Genomic DNA, 21,213 nt, shown 5'->3' on the forward strand with positions numbered 1-21,213 from the left:
TCAATTAATTATTTTTAACAAAAAATAATAAGCATTTCGTTAATATTTATATCAACATACTTTCTAAAAAATTAAGAGCCTGCAACAATTTCAATGTTTCAGACTCTTATACGCTTATTTATTCACTTTTTTAACAACTGATGACTTCAATCCGATTTGTCCAAAGCCAGGTATTTTACAATCAATGTCATGACCATCTTCTGGGTCTACTAATTTGATACCTTTAACTTTAGTACCTTGTTTAATAGAATTAGATGATCCTTTTACTTTTAAATCTTTAATGACCGTTACAGTATCTCCATCATTTAATTCAACACCATTTACATCTTTAATAACTGTGATTTCTTCATTTGATGCATCTTCGTCGTTTATAGACCATTCATGATTACACATTGGACAAATATAAAATTGTCCGTCCTCGTAAGTATATTCTGAATCACATTTAGGGCAATTTGGTAATGTTGCTTCCATCTTTCAACCTCCGAAAGTTTATAATAACCTCTATAATTTATCACATTTTCATAAATACTGGTATTGGATTTTTCATAAATTTAAGGTTTCATGATGATATATGACGTAATCTCTTTCACTTTAGCGTCTTTTTTATGATTTTCAAATTTATACATTTCAGCAAAATAAATTTCTTCACCAGAATTCAATATAATTGTGCCATGTGTAGAACCTTCTTTACCGTGCGTAAGCATTGATTTAATTTCAAGGCTAGATACTTTTTGCAAGTGTTCATTTATTTCTTCTAAAAATGCTTTTCTACCTATTAGTTCAAAAGAACCAGGTACATTCCATACTAAATCATCTGTTAGCCATTCAGTGAGATACTTTTCGTCACCAACTATTGAAGCAATCACAATATCTCGTATAATTCTTCTTTTTGGTGCATTATCACATTTTAAATCTCCCAGTACAGTGAATTTCACATTTTTTAATTCCTTATCTAATTGACTAAATGATAACCCTTGATCTGATAATGCTTCTTTCAAAATGCCTATTGCTTTTGGTCCCATACCATGAAGTTTCGCTAAATTATGTTCATCTAATTGAGCAACCTGTTCTAACGTCGTAACATTGATCGTATTCAAAGCATTTGTTGCTGGTTTCCCTATTTTCGGCAAATTTGTCATCCGAACACAGCTCCCTTTATGAAATGTCTTTTCGTTTAAACCCTATAAATCCAATCATGATGAGCACTATAGATATTATGATTAATATACTTATACCCGAATAATTCATATCTTCAACAGGTATTTGAGGAATATGATGAAATGGCGTTATATCTTTTAACCAGTCTTTAATATTTAACAATTGTCCTAAGTAAACCACGAAAAATGTATAAGTTAAATATAAATAAACGATAAAGTGTCCTTTATTAAACCATCCTAAAAGTACAACACCGAGTGCTACGAAAGATATAATCGCTGGTATATGCACAATCCCTGCCTTTATAATTGTCCAAAAACTAAATGGATCATCTAACACAGATGCTTGGGCAATATACAAACCGAATGCAGCTATAAAAATCATAAGAATAGCATTAAATAATGAAACAACTAAATAACTACTCAACAATTTAATTCTTGAAATAGGTCGAGACATTATAAGTTCTATTCGATGAGTATCTATTTCGTTTTTTATTTTGTATAAACTTAATAGTGCAGGTATTGTTGATACGATAGCCATTATAATCATTAAAGTAGGTAAGAATGCTTCTATATAATGATCACCTTTACCAGCTACCATTTGCTGCAACATTTCATTATCTTTGATAAAATCGTCTAACTCACCAAATATTGATCCATACGAAGCGCCAAATACAAACATCCCTATTGCCCAGGAAATAAGCCCTACTTTATACAATTTAAGCTGTAAACCGAGTGGAGATAGCCATATTTTATGTGCTGTTCTTTTACCTGGTTTAGAAGGCAGTAAGCCAGACTCTATATCTCTTCTGAAATAAAGTATCATCGCTATCATTAAGAATATAATAGCCGTTATCAAAGTTATGACGATTGGCCACCAATTATTTTCAGAATAAGCAAACGTTCTTGTAATCCATCCTAGAGGTGAAACCATAGAAATATCTTCATTTATGACATCACCAACCGCTCTCACTAAATAACTTAAGAGCAATACTGTAATACTATAGCCTGTAACACTACTACTTGTTTCAGTTAACTGTGCGAATATAGCTGTCATCATACCAAATAGAATACCAATTGCCCCTAATGAAACTGCATAAACAATTGAACCTTGCCAATCCACACTATCAATATTCATTAAAGGTAATATCACCATAATCAAAATGGTTATCATGATATTCACAATTATCATCTCAATAAGTGCACTTACGAGAGGTGATACTTTTCCAACTGGCAATGCTCGAATCATTTCAATTCGACCTGCAGATTCATCTCCTCTTGTACTTTTTGAAACAAGTAAAATACTCATTATTGCAACGAGAATACCTGTAAATAGTAACATCTCATGTGTAAATAACACGCCAACTGATACGTGTTCAAATTGTCCTGGTCCTAACATTGCTTTCATTGCAGGATTTTTAGAAGTTTCAACAATTGGTTGCATATCTGATTGGTGTGGATACATACTTTTAAATGTTGGTGGTATGATAACTGTTAAAACGACAATACCTAATATCCAAAACACCATTTTCCATTTATGAGTCTTGAGGTAAAATAACGTCAATTGTCCAACACCGCTAAAGAGATTATTCATATTACTCACCTCTTTCAATATTCACACCATAATGTCTCATAAATAAATCTTCTAATGTAGGTGGCATACTTTCTAATTTCAGCAACTCAAATCGACTTAAATATTTAATAATATTAGAAACTTTCTCTGAATCCACTTGAAAATGATACATCTCTCCTTCTTTAGATATATCATGTACACCATCTTGCTCTTCTAAATCTGTTAAAGCTCCTTTAGACTGAACGACGAAATGCATTCTCGTTAAATGTCTCAAATCATCCAACGTTCCCATTTCTACGATTTCACCTTTTCTAATAATGCCGACTCTGTCACATAATTTTTCTACTTCACTTAATATATGACTCGATAATAGAACACTTTTGCCCTCTTTTTTCTTTTCTAATACACATGCTTGGAATACTTGTTCCATTAAAGGATCCAATCCAGATGTCGGTTCATCTAATATAAGCAGTTGTGCATCAGTAGTAAATGCAGCGATAAGTGCAACTTTCTGTCTATTACCTTTAGAATATGACCCACATTTTTTAGTAGGGTCTAAATCAAATTTTTTAATCAGTTCATCTCTTTTTTCATCATTTCGAGCACCACTTAATTTCAGAAATAAATCTATCACTTCTCCACCTGTTAAGTTTGGCCACAAATTCACATCACCTGGAACATAGGCTACTTGTTTATGAATTTGAACTGCATCTTTCCAAGCATCTTTATCAAATGCCTCAATAGTACCAGAATCAGGTTTAAGCATGCCTAAAATTGCTTTAATGGTCGTAGATTTCCCAGAACCATTTGGACCGATAAATCCAAATATTTCTCCTTCTTCAACAGTGAAATTTACACCGTTTAAAGCTTTAAATTTACCAAACGTCTTCGAAACATCATTTACTTTTAACAATGTCATATTAATCACGATCCTTATAGAAGATTTTACGCATTTCCTTAATATATAAATCAAATTCATCATAAAAGCTTTGATAATCATTCTGCTCAATCATTTGATGCGTTATTCGTGTCTTCATAGATTCTGCTAAACCATCAATCGAGTACTTTATAATATTGATAGACATTTCAACATTTAAATTATCTTTAAAAAGATCCTTATCTAAATCTTCAAATAGTGCATTTTGAACTTTACTTTGTAATTGTTTAATATGTTGGTCTTGTTCTTCAGATATATAATGATGTTCAGATTCCTCCAGAACAATTTTCGTTAAAAACTTCGACATATGAGGATGAATCGTCATTAAATTAGATTTTATTTTTGCTTGTTTAACTAACCTATTAAAAATATCTTTCTCAGAAGTATCAATCTGTTTAAAATAATATTCCTCAATGAAATCTAATGAATAATCCACAAGAAATTTAAATAGTCCTTTTTTATTTTTAAAGTAATAAAAAAGCATCCCTTTACCAATACCAGCATTTTCAACAATACGATTCGTAGAACTTTGTTGATAGCCATAATTAGAGAACTCCATCAGCCCTGAATTGATTATTTTTTGACGCTTTTCTTCATCTAAATTATAGAATGCATCATTCATCATATACACCTTCCAAAACATATTAGACCAGTTCGGTCGACTACATCATAACGCTATCGACCACATTGGTCAACTATTATTACTAAATAAAAAAGCCGCCAATTCGCAAAATACGAATTGGTGGCTTTTTTAGTACTTACAGCACTATGTACTGACCCCTTTGTTTGCATACACAGATAAAAAATAAATCCAATTTAAATTAAAGACCTAAAGCTGTAATCAAATCTACGATTGGTTGTAAGATACTTGTTAATATAAGAAATCTCCTCCTTTGTTTAAGTTATTCTTATTCTATATCAAATAATTATAAGTACAAAAAATGAGTAAACTTACATTACTCATCGTGTTATATATCCTCACCTTTGTCTTACATTTAAAAACATTTATTTATATTAATATGCAAAATACAAATAATCGTAGTATAATGCTTTTTATATTGTTTTTTAAATCTTATTGTTTACATATGTTTTATTGCATCTAAGGAGAGCGAATAGAAAATGGAAAATCATGAGTTAAAAAGAAGTATGTCTAACCGGCATATTCAGTTAATTGCTATTGGTGGCGCGATTGGTACCGGTCTTTTTCTTGGGGCTGGTAAGAGTATTTCATTAGCGGGTCCATCTATTTTATTAGTTTATATTATTATTGGTTTTTTCTTATTTATTATGATGAGAGCTTTAGGGGAATTATTACTTTCAAATAGTAACTATAATTCTTTCATTGATATTGCTGAACATTATTTAGGTCCTTTATTCGGATTTTTAACTGGATGGACGTATTGGTTTTGTTGGGTTGCAACGGGTATAGCGGATATTACGGCGGTTGCTAAGTATATTCAGTTTTGGTATCCGGATGTTCCTGCATATGTTTCTGCAATTGCGACTGTTGTTATTCTCTTAGGTTTAAATCTTATGACTGTTAAATTATTTGGTGAGGTCGAATTTTGGTTCGCACTTATTAAAATTATCGCCATTATATTATTAATTGTTATTGGTTTATGGATGATATTTAATGGCTTTAAATCTAGCACGGGTATTCAATCTGGATTTCATAATTTATATAGTCACGGCGGTTTCTTCCCAAATGGTACTATGGGCTTCTTACTGGCATTCCAAATGGCGGTATTTAGCTTTGTAGGAATTGAACTTGTAGGTGTAACAGCTCGTGAAACGAAAGATCCTGAAAAGAATTTACCTAAAGCGGTTAATTCTATCGGTATTCGTATTTTAATTTTCTATGTATTAAGTTTATTAATCATTATGAGTATTACACCATGGAATAAAATTGATCCTGCTGAAAGTCCTTTTGTTAATTTATTTGTATTAGCTGGTATTCCAGCTGCTGCGGGTATTGTTAACTTTGTCGTGTTAACTTCAGCTGCAAGTGCTGCAAACAGTGGATTATTCAGTAATAGTCGTATGGTTTATGGTTTAGGTCAAACAGGCCATGCTCCTGAAGGATTAAGCAAGACAAATAAACGTGGTGTCCCTTATCCAGCATTAATATTCTCAGGCGTTGTATTATTCTTCGCTGCGATATTAAATTATTTTATACCGGATGATGTATTTACACTCGTTACGACATTGGCAACGATATTCTTTATTTTTATTTGGTCTATCATTTTAATTTGTTATATCAAATTTAGAAAAGAAGACAAATCTTTACACGAAAAATCTAAATTCAAAAACCCATTCGGTGTGATTGGATCATATCTTGCATTAATATTCTTTGTATTTGTATTAGTTATTTTGTTCTTTGCAAATGATACACGTACAGCATTAATGTACTCACCTTTATGGATTATACTATTGCTTGTTGTTTATTATTTGAATCAACGCAAGCAATCTACTTCAAATAAATAATTCTTATAAACAGTAAACATCGTCATATGACATGTTTACTGTTTTTTTATTGAACAAATGTTATATACCATCGAATAATATTTAAATTCTTGTTATATATTGAATGCAATTAATAGTGTAATATTTATCTATATATTCTAAATTTTTAGAAAATACTATTAACTTCTTGATTTAGATATGCTAAAGTTTGACTATTAACTTTAAAAAGGAGGGAATGCTAATGGTTAGTGAACCGCTTATTTCAGCAACAATACTATTCGCATTAATCGTTCTCGGGGAAATTATATCTTATCTTACAAAGGCTCGTGTACCAATGCTCTTAACAGCAATGGTCAGTTACTTGCTTTTATCTTGGGCAGGCGTCTTACCTGAAAAGATATTAGATAATGCCATTTTACCTTCGCTAGGCGCGCTTATTATTGCACCAGTTATCATGCATATGGGTACAATGATGCCGCTTCATATACTTAAATCACAATGGAAAGCAGTTGTTATATCAATATTAGGTATATTGGGTTCTACAACCTTAATATTAGTCTTCGTTACGCTCCTATTTGATTTCCGTACTGCCGCTTCAGGTGTTGGACCTATTGCTGGAGGTATCGTCGCGCTGCTCATCACAGTCGAAAAGCTTCAAGATTTAGGATTGGCCAATCTCATTGTTTTACCAGCTATCGTGCAAGCACTTCAAGGTGTTATCGGTATGCCATTAAGTTCTATCCTTATGAAGCGCTATTCAAAATATTACTTAGCAAATAGACATTCAGATAAAAATGTCGCTAATATTTCTAATAAAAATGAATCCAAGAAAGAAACGATATTTAATAAGAATCCGTTACTTCAAAACAATGTCATCAGACTCTTTATTATGTTCTTCTTAGCAAGTATTGCCTTCATGATTGGCGAAGTAACAGGCATTCATTTCACACTCATCAGTTTATTATTTGGTGTCATCGGCTTGAAAATTGGCTTGTTTGAACAAAAAGAACTGGAACGTAATCAATCATTCACAATTATGATGGTTATTATCATTTTAATCGTTATCGGTTCTATGGGCGGCATTAAACCACATGATTTATGGGAATACCTACCTGCTATTTTATCTATTCTTGTTATAGGTACAATTGGTATTTTAATTGGTGGATTTATCGGTGCTAAATTAATTGGATGGAAACCAACTAAAGCATTACCTGTTGCTTTAACAGCATTATATGGTTTTCCAGGTGATTTTATTTTATGTGAAGAAGTCAGTCGATCTGTTACTGACAATGAGGAAGACAGAGAAGATGTATTTAATGAGTTATTGAGCCCAATGATTATTGGTGGGTTTACGACAGTTACTGTTGCATCTGTTATTTTAACATCTATATTAATGAACTTTATTAAGTAATTGAGGAGGACTTAGATATGATTATAAAAAACATCAATTTAATAGACGGTACTGGAAAAGACATTCAACGAGGTGTTGATATAAAGGTTGAAAATAATGTCATTTCTGAAATTGGTACTCATTTAAATGGAGACAATATAATAGAAGGCAATGGTCAATATCTATTACCAGGTATGATCGATAGTCACGTACATGTTATGTTGGAAATGGAACCTTTAGAGAGAAGATTAGCTACACCTTTTTCATATAACTTCTTCAAAGCAATTGATCATTTAAAACGAACAGTTGATGCAGGTGTTACAACCGTTCGAGATGCTTTAGGCGCAGATTTAGGTTTAAAAGAAGCTGTGAATGATGGTTTAATACTCGGACCACGTTTACAAATAAGTGTTAACGCATTGACCATTACAGGTGGCCATGGAGACAGTTATACTAAATCTGGTATACAACTCCCTATTTTGCAAGATGGCTATCCTGGATTACCGAGTGGTATATGTGATGGTGTGAATGAAGTCCGTAAAAAAGCACGCGAAATGTTAAGAGCTGGTGCTGATGTATTAAAAGTACATGCAACGGGTGGTGTAACAAGTGCAACTGACCATCCAGATTATACGCAATTCTCATTAGAAGAATTAAAAGTCATTGTAGAAGAAGCGCAATTTAGAAATAATCGAAAAGTTATGGCACATGCTCAAGGTTTACAAGGTGTTAAACAATGTATAGAAGCAGGCATTCACTCAATTGAACATGGTATCTATTTGGATGATGAAGCTGTTCAATTAATGAAAGAAAAAGAAATGTACCTCGTACCCACATTACTGGCACCTCTTTCTGTTATAGAATTCGCTGAAGAACTAGGTATGAGTGAAAATTCTATTAAGAAATCTAAACAAGTCATGCAAGACCATATTGATAGCTTTAAAAAAGCACATCAAGCTGATGTGAAAATAGCAATGGGTACAGATGCAGGTGTATTCAAACATGGAACTAATTTAAGAGAATTAGAGCTTATGGTTGAACACGGCATGACAGAAATGGAAGCCATTGTTTCGTCTACTAAGACAGCTGCTGAATGTTTAGGTTATGACGAAGACTTAGGTACAATTGAAGTAGGCAAGAAAGCAGACTTTATTTTACTAGATCAAAATCCTTTAGAAGATATCAAAGTATTAAGAGATCCAAATAACATTAAAGTTGTTTCAATAGACGGTCAAATCGTCAAAGACATTAGATAATATCATAGTATTTAAAAATGTATTCTAGAAATAGATACATATGAAAACCCCCTAAAAGTTGTCACTTTTAGGGGGTTCATTTATTACATATTACCGATTGATAAATATTTAGTTTCTAAATAAGGTTCAATACCTTCGATACCGCCTTCACGACCATATCCACTTTCTTTAAATCCTCCAAATGGCGCATGTGCTGCTGATGGCGCACCATCATTCCAGCCTATAACACCGAAATCAAGCTTCTTATAAATATCAAATCCTGTACGATAGTCATTCGTGAAGAAATAAGCGGCTAAACCATATTCTGTATCATTGGCAACTTTAATAATGTCATCTAAGTCTTCGTATGCCATGACTGCAGCAATTGGTCCGAATGTTTCTTCGTGCATTACTTTCATTTCAAGATTAGCTTGTCTAATAACGACTGGCTTTAAGAAATTTCCACCTAATTTTAATTGTTCTAATGGTAATGACAATTCTCCACCATTTTGTACAGCATCTTCAATTTGGTCAATGACTTTATCTACAGCTTGTTGATTAATAAGAGGTCCCATTTCAACGCCTTCCTCTAAGCCATTTCCTACATTTAATGCATTTACTTTTTCAGTTAAACGTTCTGTATAAGCTTGTTCTATATCTTGATGTACATAAATTCTATTTGCGCTTATACAAGTTTGACCTGAATTTCTAAATTTAGTCGCGATTGTTTGATCAACTGCAAGTTCAATATCTGCATCTTTATGAACAATAACTGGTGCTAATCCACCTAATTCCATCGTGACATTTTTAACTGTATTTGCAGAATCTTTTATTAAATGTTTACCAACTGGTGTAGATCCAGTGAATGTTATCTTCTGTATAATTGGACTTTCAGTAAATATTCTACCTGCGTCTTTACCACTTAATACAACATATTGAATGGCATCTTCAGGGATACCCGCTTCATGTGCCAATTCAACCATTCTTATCGTCGTTAATGGTGTTTCTAAAGCTGGTTTACAAACAATTGTACAACCTGCTGCTAATGCTGGCGCCATTTTTCTCGCAATCATTGCTGCTGGGAAATTCCAAGGTGTAATTGCACCAACAACACCTACAGGGAACGGATCAGTGATAATTTTTTTACCTTTTTGATTAGCAGGTATTGTCTTACCATAAATACGTTTTGCTTCTTCTTGATACCATTGAATGTAACTATTCGCATAGGCAACTTCGCCTAATGCTTCTTTATAAGGTTTACCGTTCTCTAATGTAATTAATTCTGCTAATTCTTCTTTATGTTCATCAATTAATTGATACCATTTTAATAAAAGAGATGAACGTTCATGTGCGTCTTTTTCACGCCATGATTCATATGCAACTTGCGCTTTATCAATTTGTTGAATGGCTTCTTCTTCAGAAGTATAAGGAATCGACTTAACGACTTCATTCGTTGCTGGATTGTATACTTTTAGCTGTTTCAAATACTTCATCCCCTTTTGATTTTGTTAAATATAATACTGCTGCTATGCCGTACCATACGAATACGATAATCCATTCATGTGGCCAAATAAGTGATGACGGCATTCCTGGTAAATAAATTGCGATAAATGCAATACTTAAAATAACAGCAATCCAACCGACTACTTTACCACTTTTAATACGATATGGTCTTTCTAAGTTAGGTTCACTTTTTCTTAATTTCAAAAATGCACATGCAACTAAGAAGTAACCTAATACAACACCGATGCCACCAGCATCAACAATCCATACTAATGCAGGTCGACCTAATAAAGGTGCAACAAATGCTAATACACCAAGGAATATAATACCGTGTGTTGGTGTTTTGTATTTAGGGTGAATGTATGCAAACCACTTAGGAATCATATTATTTTTTGCCATCGCATATAAAATACGACTACCACCAATAATAAATGCATTCCAACTTGTGATAATACCAGCAATTCCACCTAATACGAGTAATATACCAAATCCACTTGATCCAAATAAATTCACCATTGCATCTGCCGTAGCTAATTCACTTGTATTTAATTGACTTGGTGTTAAACCAGTTGCAACACCAAACACAATTAATAAATAGAAGATAACCGATGCTATGATAGAGACAACTAAAATACCACCAATTTTTTTAGAAGGTGCTTTTACTTCTTCAGCTATTTGTGGAATAACATCGAACCCTACAAATAGGAATGGAATCATGATTAGTACAGACATTGTTCCACCTACACCACCATTAAATAATGGTTTAAGATGTGTAAAGTCACCATTGAAACCTGCACCAAAGAATAATAATAAACCGACACCTACAATAAATATTGTAAATACAGTCTGCATAACTGCAGCTGGTTTAACGCCAAAGTAGTTTAATGACGTTAATATAACACTACCTATAGAACCGATAAGTACCCAAGTTAAGTAAACATCCCATCCAGCTAAATTCCACAATAAGCCAGAATGTTCAAATGGTATGACATAGTCTATAACAGTTGGCAATGCGACTGCTTCAAATGTAATAACAGATACATAGCCAAATAACACTGACCAACCAGATATAAATGCTACACCTGGACTAAATGCTTTCTTAACGAAGACAAATCCGCCACCTGTTTCAGGAATTGCAGAGGCAAGCTCTGCATATGTTAATCCAATAAAAATTACTAATAATCCACCAATTACAAATGCGATAATACTACCTAGAAATCCTGCTTGTGAAATCCATTCTCCCGAAAGAACAACCCAGCCCCATCCAAGCATGGCGCCAATCGCGAGAAATAATACGTCTGCTATGTTCATTGATTTATTAAATTGAGAATTCATAATTATACCCCATTTTTATTAGTCAAATTTCTTAAAGACTAGATTCTAAGATTGATAATCCTTTGTTTAATTCTTGATCTGTAATGACTAATGGTGCTAAAAATCTAATCACATTTCCGTTAATACCAGCTGATAATAATAATAAACCATTTTCATTTGCTGCTTTAACAATTTGTGACGTTTTAACTTTATCAGGTGATTGCGTTTCTGGATCAACAATTTCCATTGCGACCATTGCGCCTAATCTACGAATATCTCCTATAAATGAATGTTCTAATTTAAATGCTTCTAATCTTGATTGAATCGTTGCACCAAGTTGTTCAGCTTTAGCATTTAAGTTTTCTTCTTCAATAATTTCAATTACTTTTAATGCTGCTTCACATGCAAGTGGATTTCCTGCATATGTACCACCAATTTCGCCTGGATTTGGGCTATCGATAATTTCACTACGTCCAACAACACCACTTAATGGGAATCCTGCTGCTAGAGATTTTGATACAGTCATTAAATCTGGAATAACATCAAAATGCTCAATTGCAAATGTCTTACCAGTACGTGCAAAGCCTGTTTGAATTTCATCTGCAATAAATACGATACCATGTTCTTCACAAATATCTTTTAATGCATGGATAAATTTCTTATCTGGAATGATAAATCCACCTTCACCTTGTACTGGCTCAATCACTACACATGCCACTTCTGAAGGATCCACTGTTGCGATAAAGAAATTCTTCAAATCTTTAATGACTGAATCTATGTATGCCTCATCACTTAATCCTTCAGGTTTATCTGCTAAATAAGGATATGGTGCTTGATATACTTCTGGTGCAAATGGGCCAAACCCAAATTTGTATGGTCTTACTTTGCTTGTCATAGACATTGTTAAATTTGTTCTACCATGGAAACCTCTAATAAATGATACAACTTGCTGTCTACCTGTATATTTTCTAGCGATTTTCACAGCATTTTCTACTGCTTCTGCACCAGAATTTAGCAATACTGTTTTCTTTTTATGGTCACCTGGTGTAATTTCTGCTAATTTCTCTGCTAATTTAATATAGCTTTCATACATAATCACATTGAAACCAGGTAAAATAAATCTTTCAAGCTCGTTTTTTAAATGTTCAGTTATTTTAGGATGTGAATGACCAACGTTTAATGTTCCGATTGCTCCTGCAAAGTCAATCCACTCTTTACCATCTTTATCTGTAACTGTTGCCCCTTTTGCAAAATCAGCAATATGTGTATTACCATTACTGACACCTCTTGCTACATATTCGTTACGTAAAGATTCTAATTGTTCTTGAGTCTTACCCATCAAAATCCCTCCTATTGTTTATTTAGTACATATTAAAAAAAGATTGGTATAATGAAAAGTACCAGTTTTTAATTTTTAATAGTACCAGAGGGGGCGAACGATATGACTCAAACTTACAAATATAGAGAAATTTATCTCAAATTAAAACAAGATATACTCTCTCAGAAATATAACAGTCACGAAAAATTACCATCCAAAAGACAACTTTCAATCGATCAAAATGTCAGTATTAACACCGTTAAGAATGCTTATGAACAACTTTTTGCTGAGGGTTATATTTACACAAAGGAAAGACAAGGTTACTTTGTTGAAGCATTAAATAAGTTAATCATTCAAGATCAACATATTACGCAACCTTTAAACAATAGCCCAACTCAAATTAAATCTTCATATCGTTATTCTTTATCACATATGACAACAGATATCTCACAATTTCCAATAGACTTATGGTCAAAATATGTGAAAGAAGCTTTTCACCTTTTCAAACATGAAATGTCAGAAATTCCTGTTTATAAAGGACCGCTTGAACTAAGAAAATCAATCGCTCAATTGATTTCATACAAAAGAGGTGTCGTCTGTTACCCTGAACAAATCATTGTCGGATCAGGTACAGCGAACTTACTCAGTAGCTTATTCAAAGCAATTTCAAACAATCAAAAAATTGCTATCGAAAATCCCGGCTATTCAAGGATGAGAAATCTATTTATCGGCATGGGACAGGATGTCGTTAATATTCCACTAGACAACAAAGGATTATCTGTTGAACATGTGAAACAGGCTAAGCCTGACTTTGTCGTGACAACACCTTCACATCAATTTCCAACAGGTACGATTATGCCAATTTCAAGAAGAATTGAATTACTCAACTGGGTAACTGAACATAATAAATATATTATAGAAGACGATTATGATAGTGAATATAAATATGGTACAGACAATATTCCTTCATTATATAGTTTGGATAAGAATGAACGTGTCATATATTTGGGTACATTCGCGAAAACATTAATGCCAAGTTTGAGAATAAGCTATATGGTCTTACCCTATCCACTTTTATATAAATTCGATGCGATAACAGATACATCCATTACAGATTTAAGCTTAATTAATGCTTACGCGCTACATTTATTTATTAAATCTGGAAACTATGAGAAGTATATTCGTAAAATGCATCATACTTATACTGAAAAGAGAGAGCTTTTTCTTAAAGTATTAAAAAAAGCATTTAAAGAAGATGTCTCAATATACGACATGGAGGCAGGACTGCATTTTCTAATTAATATTAAGACAGACTTAAGTTATCAAGAGATTGAACAAAAGGCGCATGACCACGATATAGAATTATATACGATTAGACGTTTCATGGCTGATGAACCTGAAAACACACCATTTAAGACACTCATTATCGGGTTTGCGAAAATAAATCGAGAAGATATCGAACCTGCTATTTTAAAATTAAAAGACATTATTTATGAGAGTCATCGATAAATAAAAAAAAATACTTTCATAACCAACGCTTCTAAACAAGTTTGGTCATGAAAGTATGATTGTCTTCTATTATATAAACTATTTCTTATAATTGATTTGATAACTTGTGACACTATTAAATGTGTCGCCTTTTCTTAAAATTGATGGTGCTGTTTCATTTAATAAATTAATATCATTAGGTAATGATTGCGTTTCTAATGTAAAGCCACTATGTACATTAATAGAGTCTTCATGATCATTCCAATCTACTTCGTTCAATGTAAATATGACAACTTCATTCTGATCAGTCGTCATTTCAAGTTCCAATTCATCATTCGACACTTTGAAAGTGCCATCTTCTAATGTCACTGGATGATCAATACCATTAAATTGATTGATTTGTTGAAATCCACTGTCGAATATATCTTTAAAAGTTATACTATCTTTCCCAATTTCTACATTAATATTCTCTGTATCAAGAGATTCCACAATTTGATTATCTTTAAGCGGATAGAATTGAACGTTATGATGAAGTTGATGATTTTCAATAGAAGCATTTGTTTCATTCAAATTAAAATACACATGATTCATCGGATTCAATAAAGTATCTTCAGTACTCGTTGCTTCATATATAATTGTCCATTTCAAATTTGTTAAATCATATTGATGTGTTACGGTCATGTTAATATCACCTGGGAAATGATCAACTGAATGTTTCAATTCTACATGATATACAATGCGAACAATATCATCTTCATTAACAATGTCATAATCACACACTTGAGTATATAAACCGTTAGAGCCACCATGTAAATTATGAACACCATCATTTTGTTCAAGCTGATAGGATTCACCATTTAATACAAACTGACCATTTTCAATTCTTCCACCATATCTTGCAACAGTCGCACCAAAGAAATAAGGATTTTGCTCATAATATTCTATTAAATCATCACTTTCAGTCGGACCAAGGATAACGGATCTATCATCAATTTTCCAATCGACAATCCGCATACCAAAATTCGTAAATTGAATCTTTGAACGCTCATCATAGATTGTAATCAAATCTATATTCTTCTCTTTATCTAAAGTCTCAATCTCAAATGACATTAGCCTCATCCTATTCTATAAAGTGTACATGCAGTTAGTTAAAGTTTAGCATATTGTTCCAATCAATTCTCATTTACATGATCAAACGAATCAGCGTAAAAGTCATATTTCATATTATTCGTTGGTAAAATTCTTAATTTAGCTTTCCCTACAATTTGTTCGTCGGTAATGAGTCCAACATCTTGGCGACTATCGTTACTATTCAAACGATTATCACCGAGGACTAAATATTTACCTTCTGGAATTACTTTTTCACCATCAGAATTTTTTGTATCTGAAACATCAAAGTTTTCCGTTAAATACTCCGTGAATTTATGCTTCTTATTAAAATCTAAATAAGGTTCTGCAACTTTTTCATGATTGATATATAATTGATCATTCTTATAACTGACAGTGTCACCAGGTACACCTATTAATCTCTTAATATAATCCTTTTCTTCATTCGCATGAAAAATAATCACATCACCTCTATCAATCGTACCAAGCGTTTTCGAAATTTTACTAACAATCAAATTGTCTTTATCATTAAACGTAGGATACATAGACTGTCCATGCACCTCATATCTACTAAATAAAAAAGTCGTAATAAGCCACGCCACAACAATAGCAATAACGATAGACGCAACCCATTCCATTAAATTCTTAACCACTGTAACCCTCCTCAAACTCATACTATTATTTACATGTTATTCAAACGATAGCATATATTCAAGCATTCTTCCCTTTATTGCTCATTTAATATTTAAATGATAATATTACATTATTATATTATACTGAAAAGAGGTATTCTCATGAAAGTATCTTGGATATTGTGGTGGATTTTAACTATCATTGAAGTTGGTGCATTTTTAACGTTCTCAATCTTTTTATGGTTTAGAGAAGTTGATGCCACTGGAGCTGTGCAAACAACAGAAATAAAATGGTTCTCTATCGGTATCATGGCAACACTTTTTATCATTCCATTCTTAACACAACTTGTTTGGTTAATCGTCAATCTCATCACTTCTAAAAAGTTAAAAGCTCAAAATCAAAATATGTAAATATAAATTAACGATACACTCCGTCACTTTCACTTAGATAAGAGATAAAGTCATAGAGTGTATCGTTTGTTTTTTTATTCTTTATTTTGGCCATCCTAAATAAATAGCAAAGATAATAAGAACCGCACCAACAACTATAGATCCTTTATAAATATTATGTTCTTTTCTACGTTTTATGCCAACTACTACAATCACTAAACCTAATATAAATGAAAGTAACATTATATAAAAACCCATATGACATACCTCCTCATTTTATATATAATTTTACCATAAAATGTCATAAATGGTATAATGTTATATAATCAGAAAAATAACGCTATGAAAAAAGTTTAAGGAGTGTTACGTATGAAAGTTAAAGAATTAATTAAGCAAAGCTACGATGACTTATTAGAGTTAGAATTAACAAGCTATAATATAGCAGTCGTACTAGTTGCGGTTGTTGTCTTAAGTGTCCTCATCACACCTTTATTTGGGATTCCTGTCGGACTTTTAGGTGGCGCATATTACTTAAAAAATTATAAATAATAATTAAAGCCCGTTTTCAAGGAAACGGGCTTTATTGATCAATTCATTATATACTTGCTTGAATTAAACCTATTCCAATTACGACAACAAGATAAATCACAGTCCATATTACTGCTGTCTTTCCTTTAAATCTACTTGTTGCATATAATACAACTCCAAATAAATATGCTGCTAATAATGTTGATAAATCAAATACCCCGAGATAATCATTACTTTGGCTAAATACTGCCAAACTTGTAATAGAGTGTTTAACTGGATCTAAACCTACAATTGCTATAATAGCTAAAACAATGAAATTAAAGATAGTTGTAATTAATTTTACAAACGTTGCAGCTGCAAATAAACTTGAAGCTTTAACATCAGATTTCATAATTTTTGAGATGATAAGAAATATTAGAAATGAAAAAGCAATGCCTATAATTGGTGCTAAAATACCACCTATGTATGCAAATACTGTAGTAAAGGTAGACATTTGATCAATTTCAGTTTCATTTAATCCAGCTTCTTTTAAATCAGCAGTAAGATCCGTTGTTATTGATGTAATCCATATTGAAGCAACTGATAAAATAATGACTAAAATCATATTTAACAACCACTTAGGTCGTTCTCTATAGTTGGTTAAAGTTGGTGCAAATAATAAATTTGAATGTTTCATCACTATACTCCTTTGCTTTTTGTATAATTTAAGGTTAACATTCATAAAGCATTAATAAAATACTTAATTATATAATTAATATTCTTAAATTTTATAATCGTTATTTAATTTTTGCATAGAATATGATATTCATGTACTTCTTAAAGAACTATGCAAATTAAATATTCATATGATTACTCAACAGAAATAGACAAAATATACCAAATTATGCTATTATGTAAATGAAAAAGGCAACGTGCGGTAACACATTGCCTATGAGCCCGTTAAAAAGACGGTGGAAAATTTATTAGTTATTAAATAACTATCGCCTCCTCCAAAGTTAGCGATGGTTATTTTTTTGTGCTTTTTTATAGATATTTTTAATTTTACGCTCTATCAATCATGTATGATTCCACTATTGTTTGTGAATTACATAAAAAAACATGAATAATTAATTACAAATTTAATATTCTTAAATCTCATAAGTATTATTTTTTATTGTTCCTAACTGTGATAACATTTCCCATGTGAGAATAAAAATATATAGGAGTGGAATAAATTGAAGCGTAAATTATTTTGGATAATCGGGATTATCGTTATCGTTTTGTTAGTTGTTGTTGCGCTTATTGTAAAACAAACGACAAATGACACAGATGATAAAAAAGACGGTTATGATACATATAAAGTTAAAAAGGAATCTCCTTTAAGTATTTCTGGTAAGGCTGCACCTACTAAAATTAAAACTTATAACAATAATGATCAGTTAGGTGAATTTGTGAGTACTGTTGTTGAAGATGGTCAATCTGTTAAACAAGGTGATCAATTGATTAACTATAATGTGAATGATCAAAAGCGCCAAGATTTACAAGATAAAGTAAATGCTGCACAAAACAAGGTGGATCAAGACTACCAAAATATTAATCAGCAACCGAACAATAATGATTTACAAAACACTTTATCTAAAGATTTAAATACATTAAGTGAAGCTAACAAGCAATTATCACAGTATGATCGTCAAGTAAATGAAAGTATGTATGCTTCATTTGATGGTAAAGTCGAAATGGAGAATGATAATGACGCTAACAGTGGTGAAGCGATTTTAAAATTAGTCGCAAGTGAACCTCAAATCAAAACTTCTGTATCAGAATTTGATATTACTAAAATTAAGGTTGGCGATGCAGTTAATGTAACGGTGAACAGTACTGGTGAACAAGGTAAAGGGAAAGTGACAAAGATTTCTGAATTACCTACAAGTTACGATGATAGTAACCAAAGTGAATCGATGAATACTGCTGATCCAGAAAGTGAAACAACGCAGACTTCTAATCCTGTTTCAAATAATCCAAGCATTGGAAAAGGTAATTCTAAATATCAAGTAACGATTGGTAAATTAGACATTTCTGTACGTAGTGGATTCTCAACTGAAGGAGAGATTCCTTTAGATACGATTAAATTACCTAAGTCTGTATTAACAAAAGGCAATCATGTATTTGTTGTCGATAAAAATCATAAAGTTCATAAACGACATATTAATATTAAACGACAAAATGGTGAAATATATGTTGAGAAAGGACTTAAATCTGGAGATAAACTGATCATTTCACCTAAGAAAACATTAAATAATGGTGAAAAGGTTGAGATAGCATCATGATTAATTTAGTAAATGTTAATCGACACTTTAAAAACGGAGAAGAAACAAATCATATATTGAAAGATATTAATATATCTATTGATACAGGTGAATTTATCGCGATTATGGGCCCTTCAGGTTCTGGGAAAAGTACATTGATTAATATTTTAGGTTTTATAGATAGAGGATACACAGGTGAATATCTGTTTGATAATGAGAATTATCAACAAGTTTCAGATAATAAACTTGCCTTTATTAGAAATAAAACAGTCGGATTTGTCTTTCAAAATTTTAAATTGATACAAAATAATACGATTATGGAGAATGTTAGTATCCCCCTATTATATTCAGGTATGTCTTCAAAAGAACGTAAACAACGTGTTGAATCTGTCTTAAAAGACGTTGGAATAGCAGATAAAAAACATCTTGTACCGAATAAGTTATCGGGTGGTCAACAACAACGTGTCGCCATCGCGCGCTCGATTGTCAATAAACCTAAATTCATTATTGCTGATGAACCAACAGGTGCGCTTGATTCTCAAACTTCTAAAGATATTATGGATTTATTTGTGCGACTTAATCGTGAACAAAATACAACGATGATTATTGTTACGCATGATCGTAAAGTAGCTGAACAAGCTGATCGCGTGATACACATATTAGATGGCCGTGTTCAGCGAGAAGAGGTGATAGAATGAAGAACTTACCGAATATCATATCAGTCTCTCTCAAATCTATCATGAAGAATAAACGCCGTAACATCTTTACGATGATTGGTATTATTATCGGTATAGCTGCAGTCATTACCATTATGTCTTTAGGTAATGGTTTTAAAAAGACAGCATCTGATGAATTTGCTGATACGGGTGCGAGTAAAGGACAAGCTATGATTAGCTTCATGCCTGAAAATATGGAAGGCTCTAAAGAAAATCCATTCGACAAACAAGATATTGATCTCGTCAAACAAATAGACGGTGTCACAGACGCTAAAATTAAAGAAGATGACAGTCAAAGTTATGGGGCAAAAATGACCAATTCACAAAAGCAATCTGACATCAATATCTTTAAAAAAGACTATGTCGACAATGCATCTGAAGGTAAAGGTTTCACACAATCAGATAATGAATTGAAAGAAAAAGTCGTCACAATCGATCAAACAATTGCTAAAAAAGCGTTCAAAGGTGACGCGATTGGTAAGACGTTATTTATAGATGACCAAGGATTTAAAATTGTAGGTATTGTCAATAATCCTATGTATGAAAATACAGTGAATATGCCAAGCGAAACTTTCAATCGATATATGGGTGACTTAAGCCAGGACCTTCCACAACTTGAATTAAAAGTAGATAACGATGATAACAAAAAAGAAATCGCGAATAAGGCAGCTAAGCTCTTAAACAAAAGAGGTTCAGGTATGAGCGAAGGTAGTTATCAGTATTCAGATATGGAAGAAATCATGAAAAGTATCACACAAGTATTCGATGCCATTACGTACTTTGTTGCAGCAGTAGCAGGTATTTCATTATTCATTGCGGGTATAGGTGTGATGAACGTTATGTATATTTCAGTCGCTGAACGTACAGAAGAAATTGCGATAAGACGTGCTTTTGGAGCTAAAGGTCGAGACATTGAAATACAATTCTTAATAGAAAGTATCGTGCTATGTCTGATCGGTGGCATTATCGGATTAATCATAGGTATTTTGATTTCTAAACTTGTAGAAGCTGTTACGCCTGATATGGTTCAAAGTGTTGTAAGTCTAGGTTCTATTCTACTTGCTGTCGGCGTTTCAACATTAATTGGTATTGTATTTGGCTGGATACCAGCAAGATCGGCATCTAAGAAAGAATTAATAGATATTATTAAATAGTTTAAATATAATTTAACCGCCACATG

At 32.3% G+C, this 21,213-nt stretch carries 21 protein-coding genes; 9 read left to right on the plus strand and 12 right to left on the minus strand.

Features of this window, described 5'->3' with window-relative positions; genetic code table 11:
• Nucleotides 1-114 precede the first annotated feature (114 nt).
• The 5 genes from LQ673_RS09865 to LQ673_RS09885 all read right to left on the minus strand — a co-directional run bounded on the left by LQ673_RS09865 (nucleotide 115) and on the right by LQ673_RS09885 (nucleotide 4,289).
• Nucleotides 115-471 (minus strand): zinc ribbon domain-containing protein YjdM, encoded by a 357-nt coding sequence (locus LQ673_RS09865; RefSeq protein WP_126477344.1) that lies wholly within the window; start codon nucleotides 469-471, stop codon nucleotides 115-117.
• 80 nt (nucleotides 472-551) lie between these two features.
• Nucleotides 552-1,139, minus strand: coding sequence for a helix-hairpin-helix domain-containing protein (locus LQ673_RS09870; protein WP_191836118.1), 588 nt, complete (start codon nucleotides 1,137-1,139; stop codon nucleotides 552-554).
• Between the two features lie 16 nt (nucleotides 1,140-1,155).
• On the minus strand, nucleotides 1,156-2,748 hold the full coding sequence (locus tag LQ673_RS09875) for an ABC transporter permease (RefSeq protein ID WP_191836119.1): 1,593 nt from the start codon (nucleotides 2,746-2,748) through the stop codon (nucleotides 1,156-1,158).
• 1 nt (nucleotide 2,749) lies between these two features.
• Complete coding sequence (locus tag LQ673_RS09880) at nucleotides 2,750-3,646, minus strand: ABC transporter ATP-binding protein (RefSeq protein ID WP_191836120.1); 897 nt, start codon at nucleotides 3,644-3,646, stop codon at nucleotides 2,750-2,752.
• 1 nt (nucleotide 3,647) lies between these two features.
• Entirely contained in the window at nucleotides 3,648-4,289 is a 642-nt protein-coding gene (locus LQ673_RS09885) for a TetR/AcrR family transcriptional regulator (protein WP_126477348.1), read from the minus strand.
• 494 nt (nucleotides 4,290-4,783) lie between these two features.
• Here LQ673_RS09885 and LQ673_RS09890 point away from each other — a divergent pair, with 494 nt between their 5' ends.
• The 3 genes from LQ673_RS09890 (at nucleotide 4,784) to LQ673_RS09900 (ending at nucleotide 8,773) form a co-directional block, all read left to right on the plus strand.
• The gene (locus tag LQ673_RS09890; protein ID WP_191836122.1) at nucleotides 4,784-6,148 is read left to right on the plus strand and encodes an amino acid permease; all 1,365 of its coding nucleotides are present in this window, start codon (nucleotides 4,784-4,786) and stop codon (nucleotides 6,146-6,148) included.
• 220 nt (nucleotides 6,149-6,368) lie between these two features.
• Complete coding sequence (locus tag LQ673_RS09895) at nucleotides 6,369-7,538, plus strand: hypothetical protein (protein ID WP_037590096.1); 1,170 nt, start codon at nucleotides 6,369-6,371, stop codon at nucleotides 7,536-7,538.
• A gap of 17 nt (nucleotides 7,539-7,555) precedes the next feature.
• The gene (locus tag LQ673_RS09900; protein WP_191836123.1) at nucleotides 7,556-8,773 is read left to right on the plus strand and encodes a metal-dependent hydrolase family protein; all 1,218 of its coding nucleotides are present in this window, start codon (nucleotides 7,556-7,558) and stop codon (nucleotides 8,771-8,773) included.
• Nucleotides 8,774-8,856: 83 nt separating this feature from the next.
• On the opposite strand, the gene LQ673_RS09905 is transcribed toward LQ673_RS09900, so the two are convergent.
• Genes LQ673_RS09905 through gabT form a run of 3 tightly spaced genes read right to left on the minus strand, consistent with a single transcriptional unit; the run spans nucleotide 8,857 to nucleotide 12,908 of the window.
• Entirely contained in the window at nucleotides 8,857-10,236 is a 1,380-nt protein-coding gene (locus tag LQ673_RS09905; RefSeq protein WP_191836124.1) for an NAD-dependent succinate-semialdehyde dehydrogenase, read from the minus strand.
• The gene (locus tag LQ673_RS09910) at nucleotides 10,199-11,590 is read right to left on the minus strand and encodes an APC family permease (protein ID WP_119498862.1); all 1,392 of its coding nucleotides are present in this window, start codon (nucleotides 11,588-11,590) and stop codon (nucleotides 10,199-10,201) included. Before LQ673_RS09910 ends, LQ673_RS09905 begins: the two co-directional genes overlap by 38 nt.
• Nucleotides 11,591-11,621: 31 nt before the next feature.
• Nucleotides 11,622-12,908 (minus strand): 4-aminobutyrate--2-oxoglutarate transaminase, encoded by a 1,287-nt coding sequence (gabT, locus tag LQ673_RS09915; protein ID WP_037590092.1) that lies wholly within the window; start codon nucleotides 12,906-12,908, stop codon nucleotides 11,622-11,624.
• A 102-nt stretch (nucleotides 12,909-13,010) separates the two neighbouring features.
• Here gabT and gabR point away from each other — a divergent pair, with 102 nt between their 5' ends.
• Nucleotides 13,011-14,396, plus strand: a complete 1,386-nt coding sequence (gene gabR, locus LQ673_RS09920; protein ID WP_191836125.1) for a MocR-like transcriptional regulator GabR — start codon at nucleotides 13,011-13,013, stop codon at nucleotides 14,394-14,396.
• A 78-nt stretch (nucleotides 14,397-14,474) separates the two neighbouring features.
• Here the strand turns inward: gabR and LQ673_RS09925 are convergent, their stop codons facing one another.
• Nucleotides 14,475-15,485, minus strand: coding sequence for an aldose epimerase family protein (locus tag LQ673_RS09925; protein WP_191836126.1), 1,011 nt, complete (start codon nucleotides 15,483-15,485; stop codon nucleotides 14,475-14,477).
• Nucleotides 15,486-15,547: 62 nt separating this feature from the next.
• Nucleotides 15,548-16,135 carry a signal peptidase I gene (gene lepB, locus LQ673_RS09930; protein ID WP_191836127.1) on the minus strand — a complete coding sequence of 196 codons (588 nt, stop codon included), beginning with the start codon at nucleotides 16,133-16,135 and terminating at the stop codon, nucleotides 15,548-15,550.
• A 141-nt stretch (nucleotides 16,136-16,276) separates the two neighbouring features.
• Here lepB and LQ673_RS09935 point away from each other — a divergent pair, with 141 nt between their 5' ends.
• Nucleotides 16,277-16,525, plus strand: a complete 249-nt coding sequence (locus tag LQ673_RS09935; protein WP_037590089.1) for a DUF3923 family protein — start codon at nucleotides 16,277-16,279, stop codon at nucleotides 16,523-16,525.
• 81 nt (nucleotides 16,526-16,606) lie between these two features.
• Here the strand turns inward: LQ673_RS09935 and LQ673_RS09940 are convergent, their stop codons facing one another.
• On the minus strand, nucleotides 16,607-16,762 hold the full coding sequence (locus LQ673_RS09940; protein ID WP_037590088.1) for a hypothetical protein: 156 nt from the start codon (nucleotides 16,760-16,762) through the stop codon (nucleotides 16,607-16,609).
• A 111-nt stretch (nucleotides 16,763-16,873) separates the two neighbouring features.
• Here LQ673_RS09940 and LQ673_RS09945 point away from each other — a divergent pair, with 111 nt between their 5' ends.
• On the plus strand, nucleotides 16,874-17,053 hold the full coding sequence (locus LQ673_RS09945; RefSeq protein WP_037590087.1) for a VraH family peptide resistance protein: 180 nt from the start codon (nucleotides 16,874-16,876) through the stop codon (nucleotides 17,051-17,053).
• 46 nt (nucleotides 17,054-17,099) lie between these two features.
• Here the strand turns inward: LQ673_RS09945 and LQ673_RS09950 are convergent, their stop codons facing one another.
• On the minus strand, nucleotides 17,100-17,708 hold the full coding sequence (locus LQ673_RS09950) for a YIP1 family protein (RefSeq protein ID WP_191836128.1): 609 nt from the start codon (nucleotides 17,706-17,708) through the stop codon (nucleotides 17,100-17,102).
• 538 nt (nucleotides 17,709-18,246) lie between these two features.
• On the opposite strand from LQ673_RS09950, the gene LQ673_RS09955 reads away from it, so the two are divergent.
• From LQ673_RS09955 to LQ673_RS09965, 3 genes are read left to right on the plus strand one after another with little or no spacing between them, the layout of a single operon-like run.
• On the plus strand, nucleotides 18,247-19,338 hold the full coding sequence (locus LQ673_RS09955; RefSeq protein ID WP_191836129.1) for an efflux RND transporter periplasmic adaptor subunit: 1,092 nt from the start codon (nucleotides 18,247-18,249) through the stop codon (nucleotides 19,336-19,338).
• Complete coding sequence (locus LQ673_RS09960; protein WP_037590084.1) at nucleotides 19,335-20,015, plus strand: ABC transporter ATP-binding protein; 681 nt, start codon at nucleotides 19,335-19,337, stop codon at nucleotides 20,013-20,015. Before LQ673_RS09955 ends, LQ673_RS09960 begins: the two co-directional genes overlap by 4 nt.
• Entirely contained in the window at nucleotides 20,012-21,187 is a 1,176-nt protein-coding gene (locus tag LQ673_RS09965; RefSeq protein ID WP_037590083.1) for an ABC transporter permease, read from the plus strand. Before LQ673_RS09960 ends, LQ673_RS09965 begins: the two co-directional genes overlap by 4 nt.
• Nucleotides 21,188-21,213 lie beyond the last annotated feature (26 nt).

Origin of the sequence: Mammaliicoccus sp. O-M54 (assembly GCF_022386035.1) — a bacterium.
GTDB classification, from domain to species: Bacteria; Bacillota; Bacilli; order Staphylococcales; family Staphylococcaceae; genus Mammaliicoccus; species Mammaliicoccus sciuri_A.

What these genes read in the sequence shown, in the direction of transcription:
- LQ673_RS09865 (WP_126477344.1), bottom strand. Translation starts at nt 471, where the DNA reads ATGGAAGCAACATTACCAAATTGCCCTAAATGTGATTCAGAATATACT.
- LQ673_RS09870 (WP_191836118.1), bottom strand. Translation starts at nt 1,139, where the DNA reads ATGACAAATTTGCCGAAAATAGGGAAACCAGCAACAAATGCTTTGAAT.
- LQ673_RS09875 (WP_191836119.1), bottom strand. Translation starts at nt 2,748, where the DNA reads ATGAATAATCTCTTTAGCGGTGTTGGACAATTGACGTTATTTTACCTC.
- LQ673_RS09880 (WP_191836120.1), bottom strand. Translation starts at nt 3,646, where the DNA reads ATGACATTGTTAAAAGTAAATGATGTTTCGAAGACGTTTGGTAAATTT.
- LQ673_RS09885 (WP_126477348.1), bottom strand. Translation starts at nt 4,289, where the DNA reads ATGATGAATGATGCATTCTATAATTTAGATGAAGAAAAGCGTCAAAAA.
- LQ673_RS09890 (WP_191836122.1), top strand. Translation starts at nt 4,784, where the DNA reads ATGGAAAATCATGAGTTAAAAAGAAGTATGTCTAACCGGCATATTCAG.
- LQ673_RS09895 (WP_037590096.1), top strand. Translation starts at nt 6,369, where the DNA reads ATGGTTAGTGAACCGCTTATTTCAGCAACAATACTATTCGCATTAATC.
- LQ673_RS09900 (WP_191836123.1), top strand. Translation starts at nt 7,556, where the DNA reads ATGATTATAAAAAACATCAATTTAATAGACGGTACTGGAAAAGACATT.
- LQ673_RS09910 (WP_119498862.1), bottom strand. Translation starts at nt 11,590, where the DNA reads ATGAATTCTCAATTTAATAAATCAATGAACATAGCAGACGTATTATTT.
- gabT (WP_037590092.1), bottom strand. Translation starts at nt 12,908, where the DNA reads ATGGGTAAGACTCAAGAACAATTAGAATCTTTACGTAACGAATATGTA.
- gabR (WP_191836125.1), top strand. Translation starts at nt 13,011, where the DNA reads ATGACTCAAACTTACAAATATAGAGAAATTTATCTCAAATTAAAACAA.
- LQ673_RS09925 (WP_191836126.1), bottom strand. Translation starts at nt 15,485, where the DNA reads ATGTCATTTGAGATTGAGACTTTAGATAAAGAGAAGAATATAGATTTG.
- LQ673_RS09935 (WP_037590089.1), top strand. Translation starts at nt 16,277, where the DNA reads ATGAAAGTATCTTGGATATTGTGGTGGATTTTAACTATCATTGAAGTT.
- LQ673_RS09940 (WP_037590088.1), bottom strand. Translation starts at nt 16,762, where the DNA reads ATGGGTTTTTATATAATGTTACTTTCATTTATATTAGGTTTAGTGATT.
- LQ673_RS09945 (WP_037590087.1), top strand. Translation starts at nt 16,874, where the DNA reads ATGAAAGTTAAAGAATTAATTAAGCAAAGCTACGATGACTTATTAGAG.
- LQ673_RS09950 (WP_191836128.1), bottom strand. Translation starts at nt 17,708, where the DNA reads ATGAAACATTCAAATTTATTATTTGCACCAACTTTAACCAACTATAGA.
- LQ673_RS09960 (WP_037590084.1), top strand. Translation starts at nt 19,335, where the DNA reads ATGATTAATTTAGTAAATGTTAATCGACACTTTAAAAACGGAGAAGAA.
- LQ673_RS09965 (WP_037590083.1), top strand. Translation starts at nt 20,012, where the DNA reads ATGAAGAACTTACCGAATATCATATCAGTCTCTCTCAAATCTATCATG.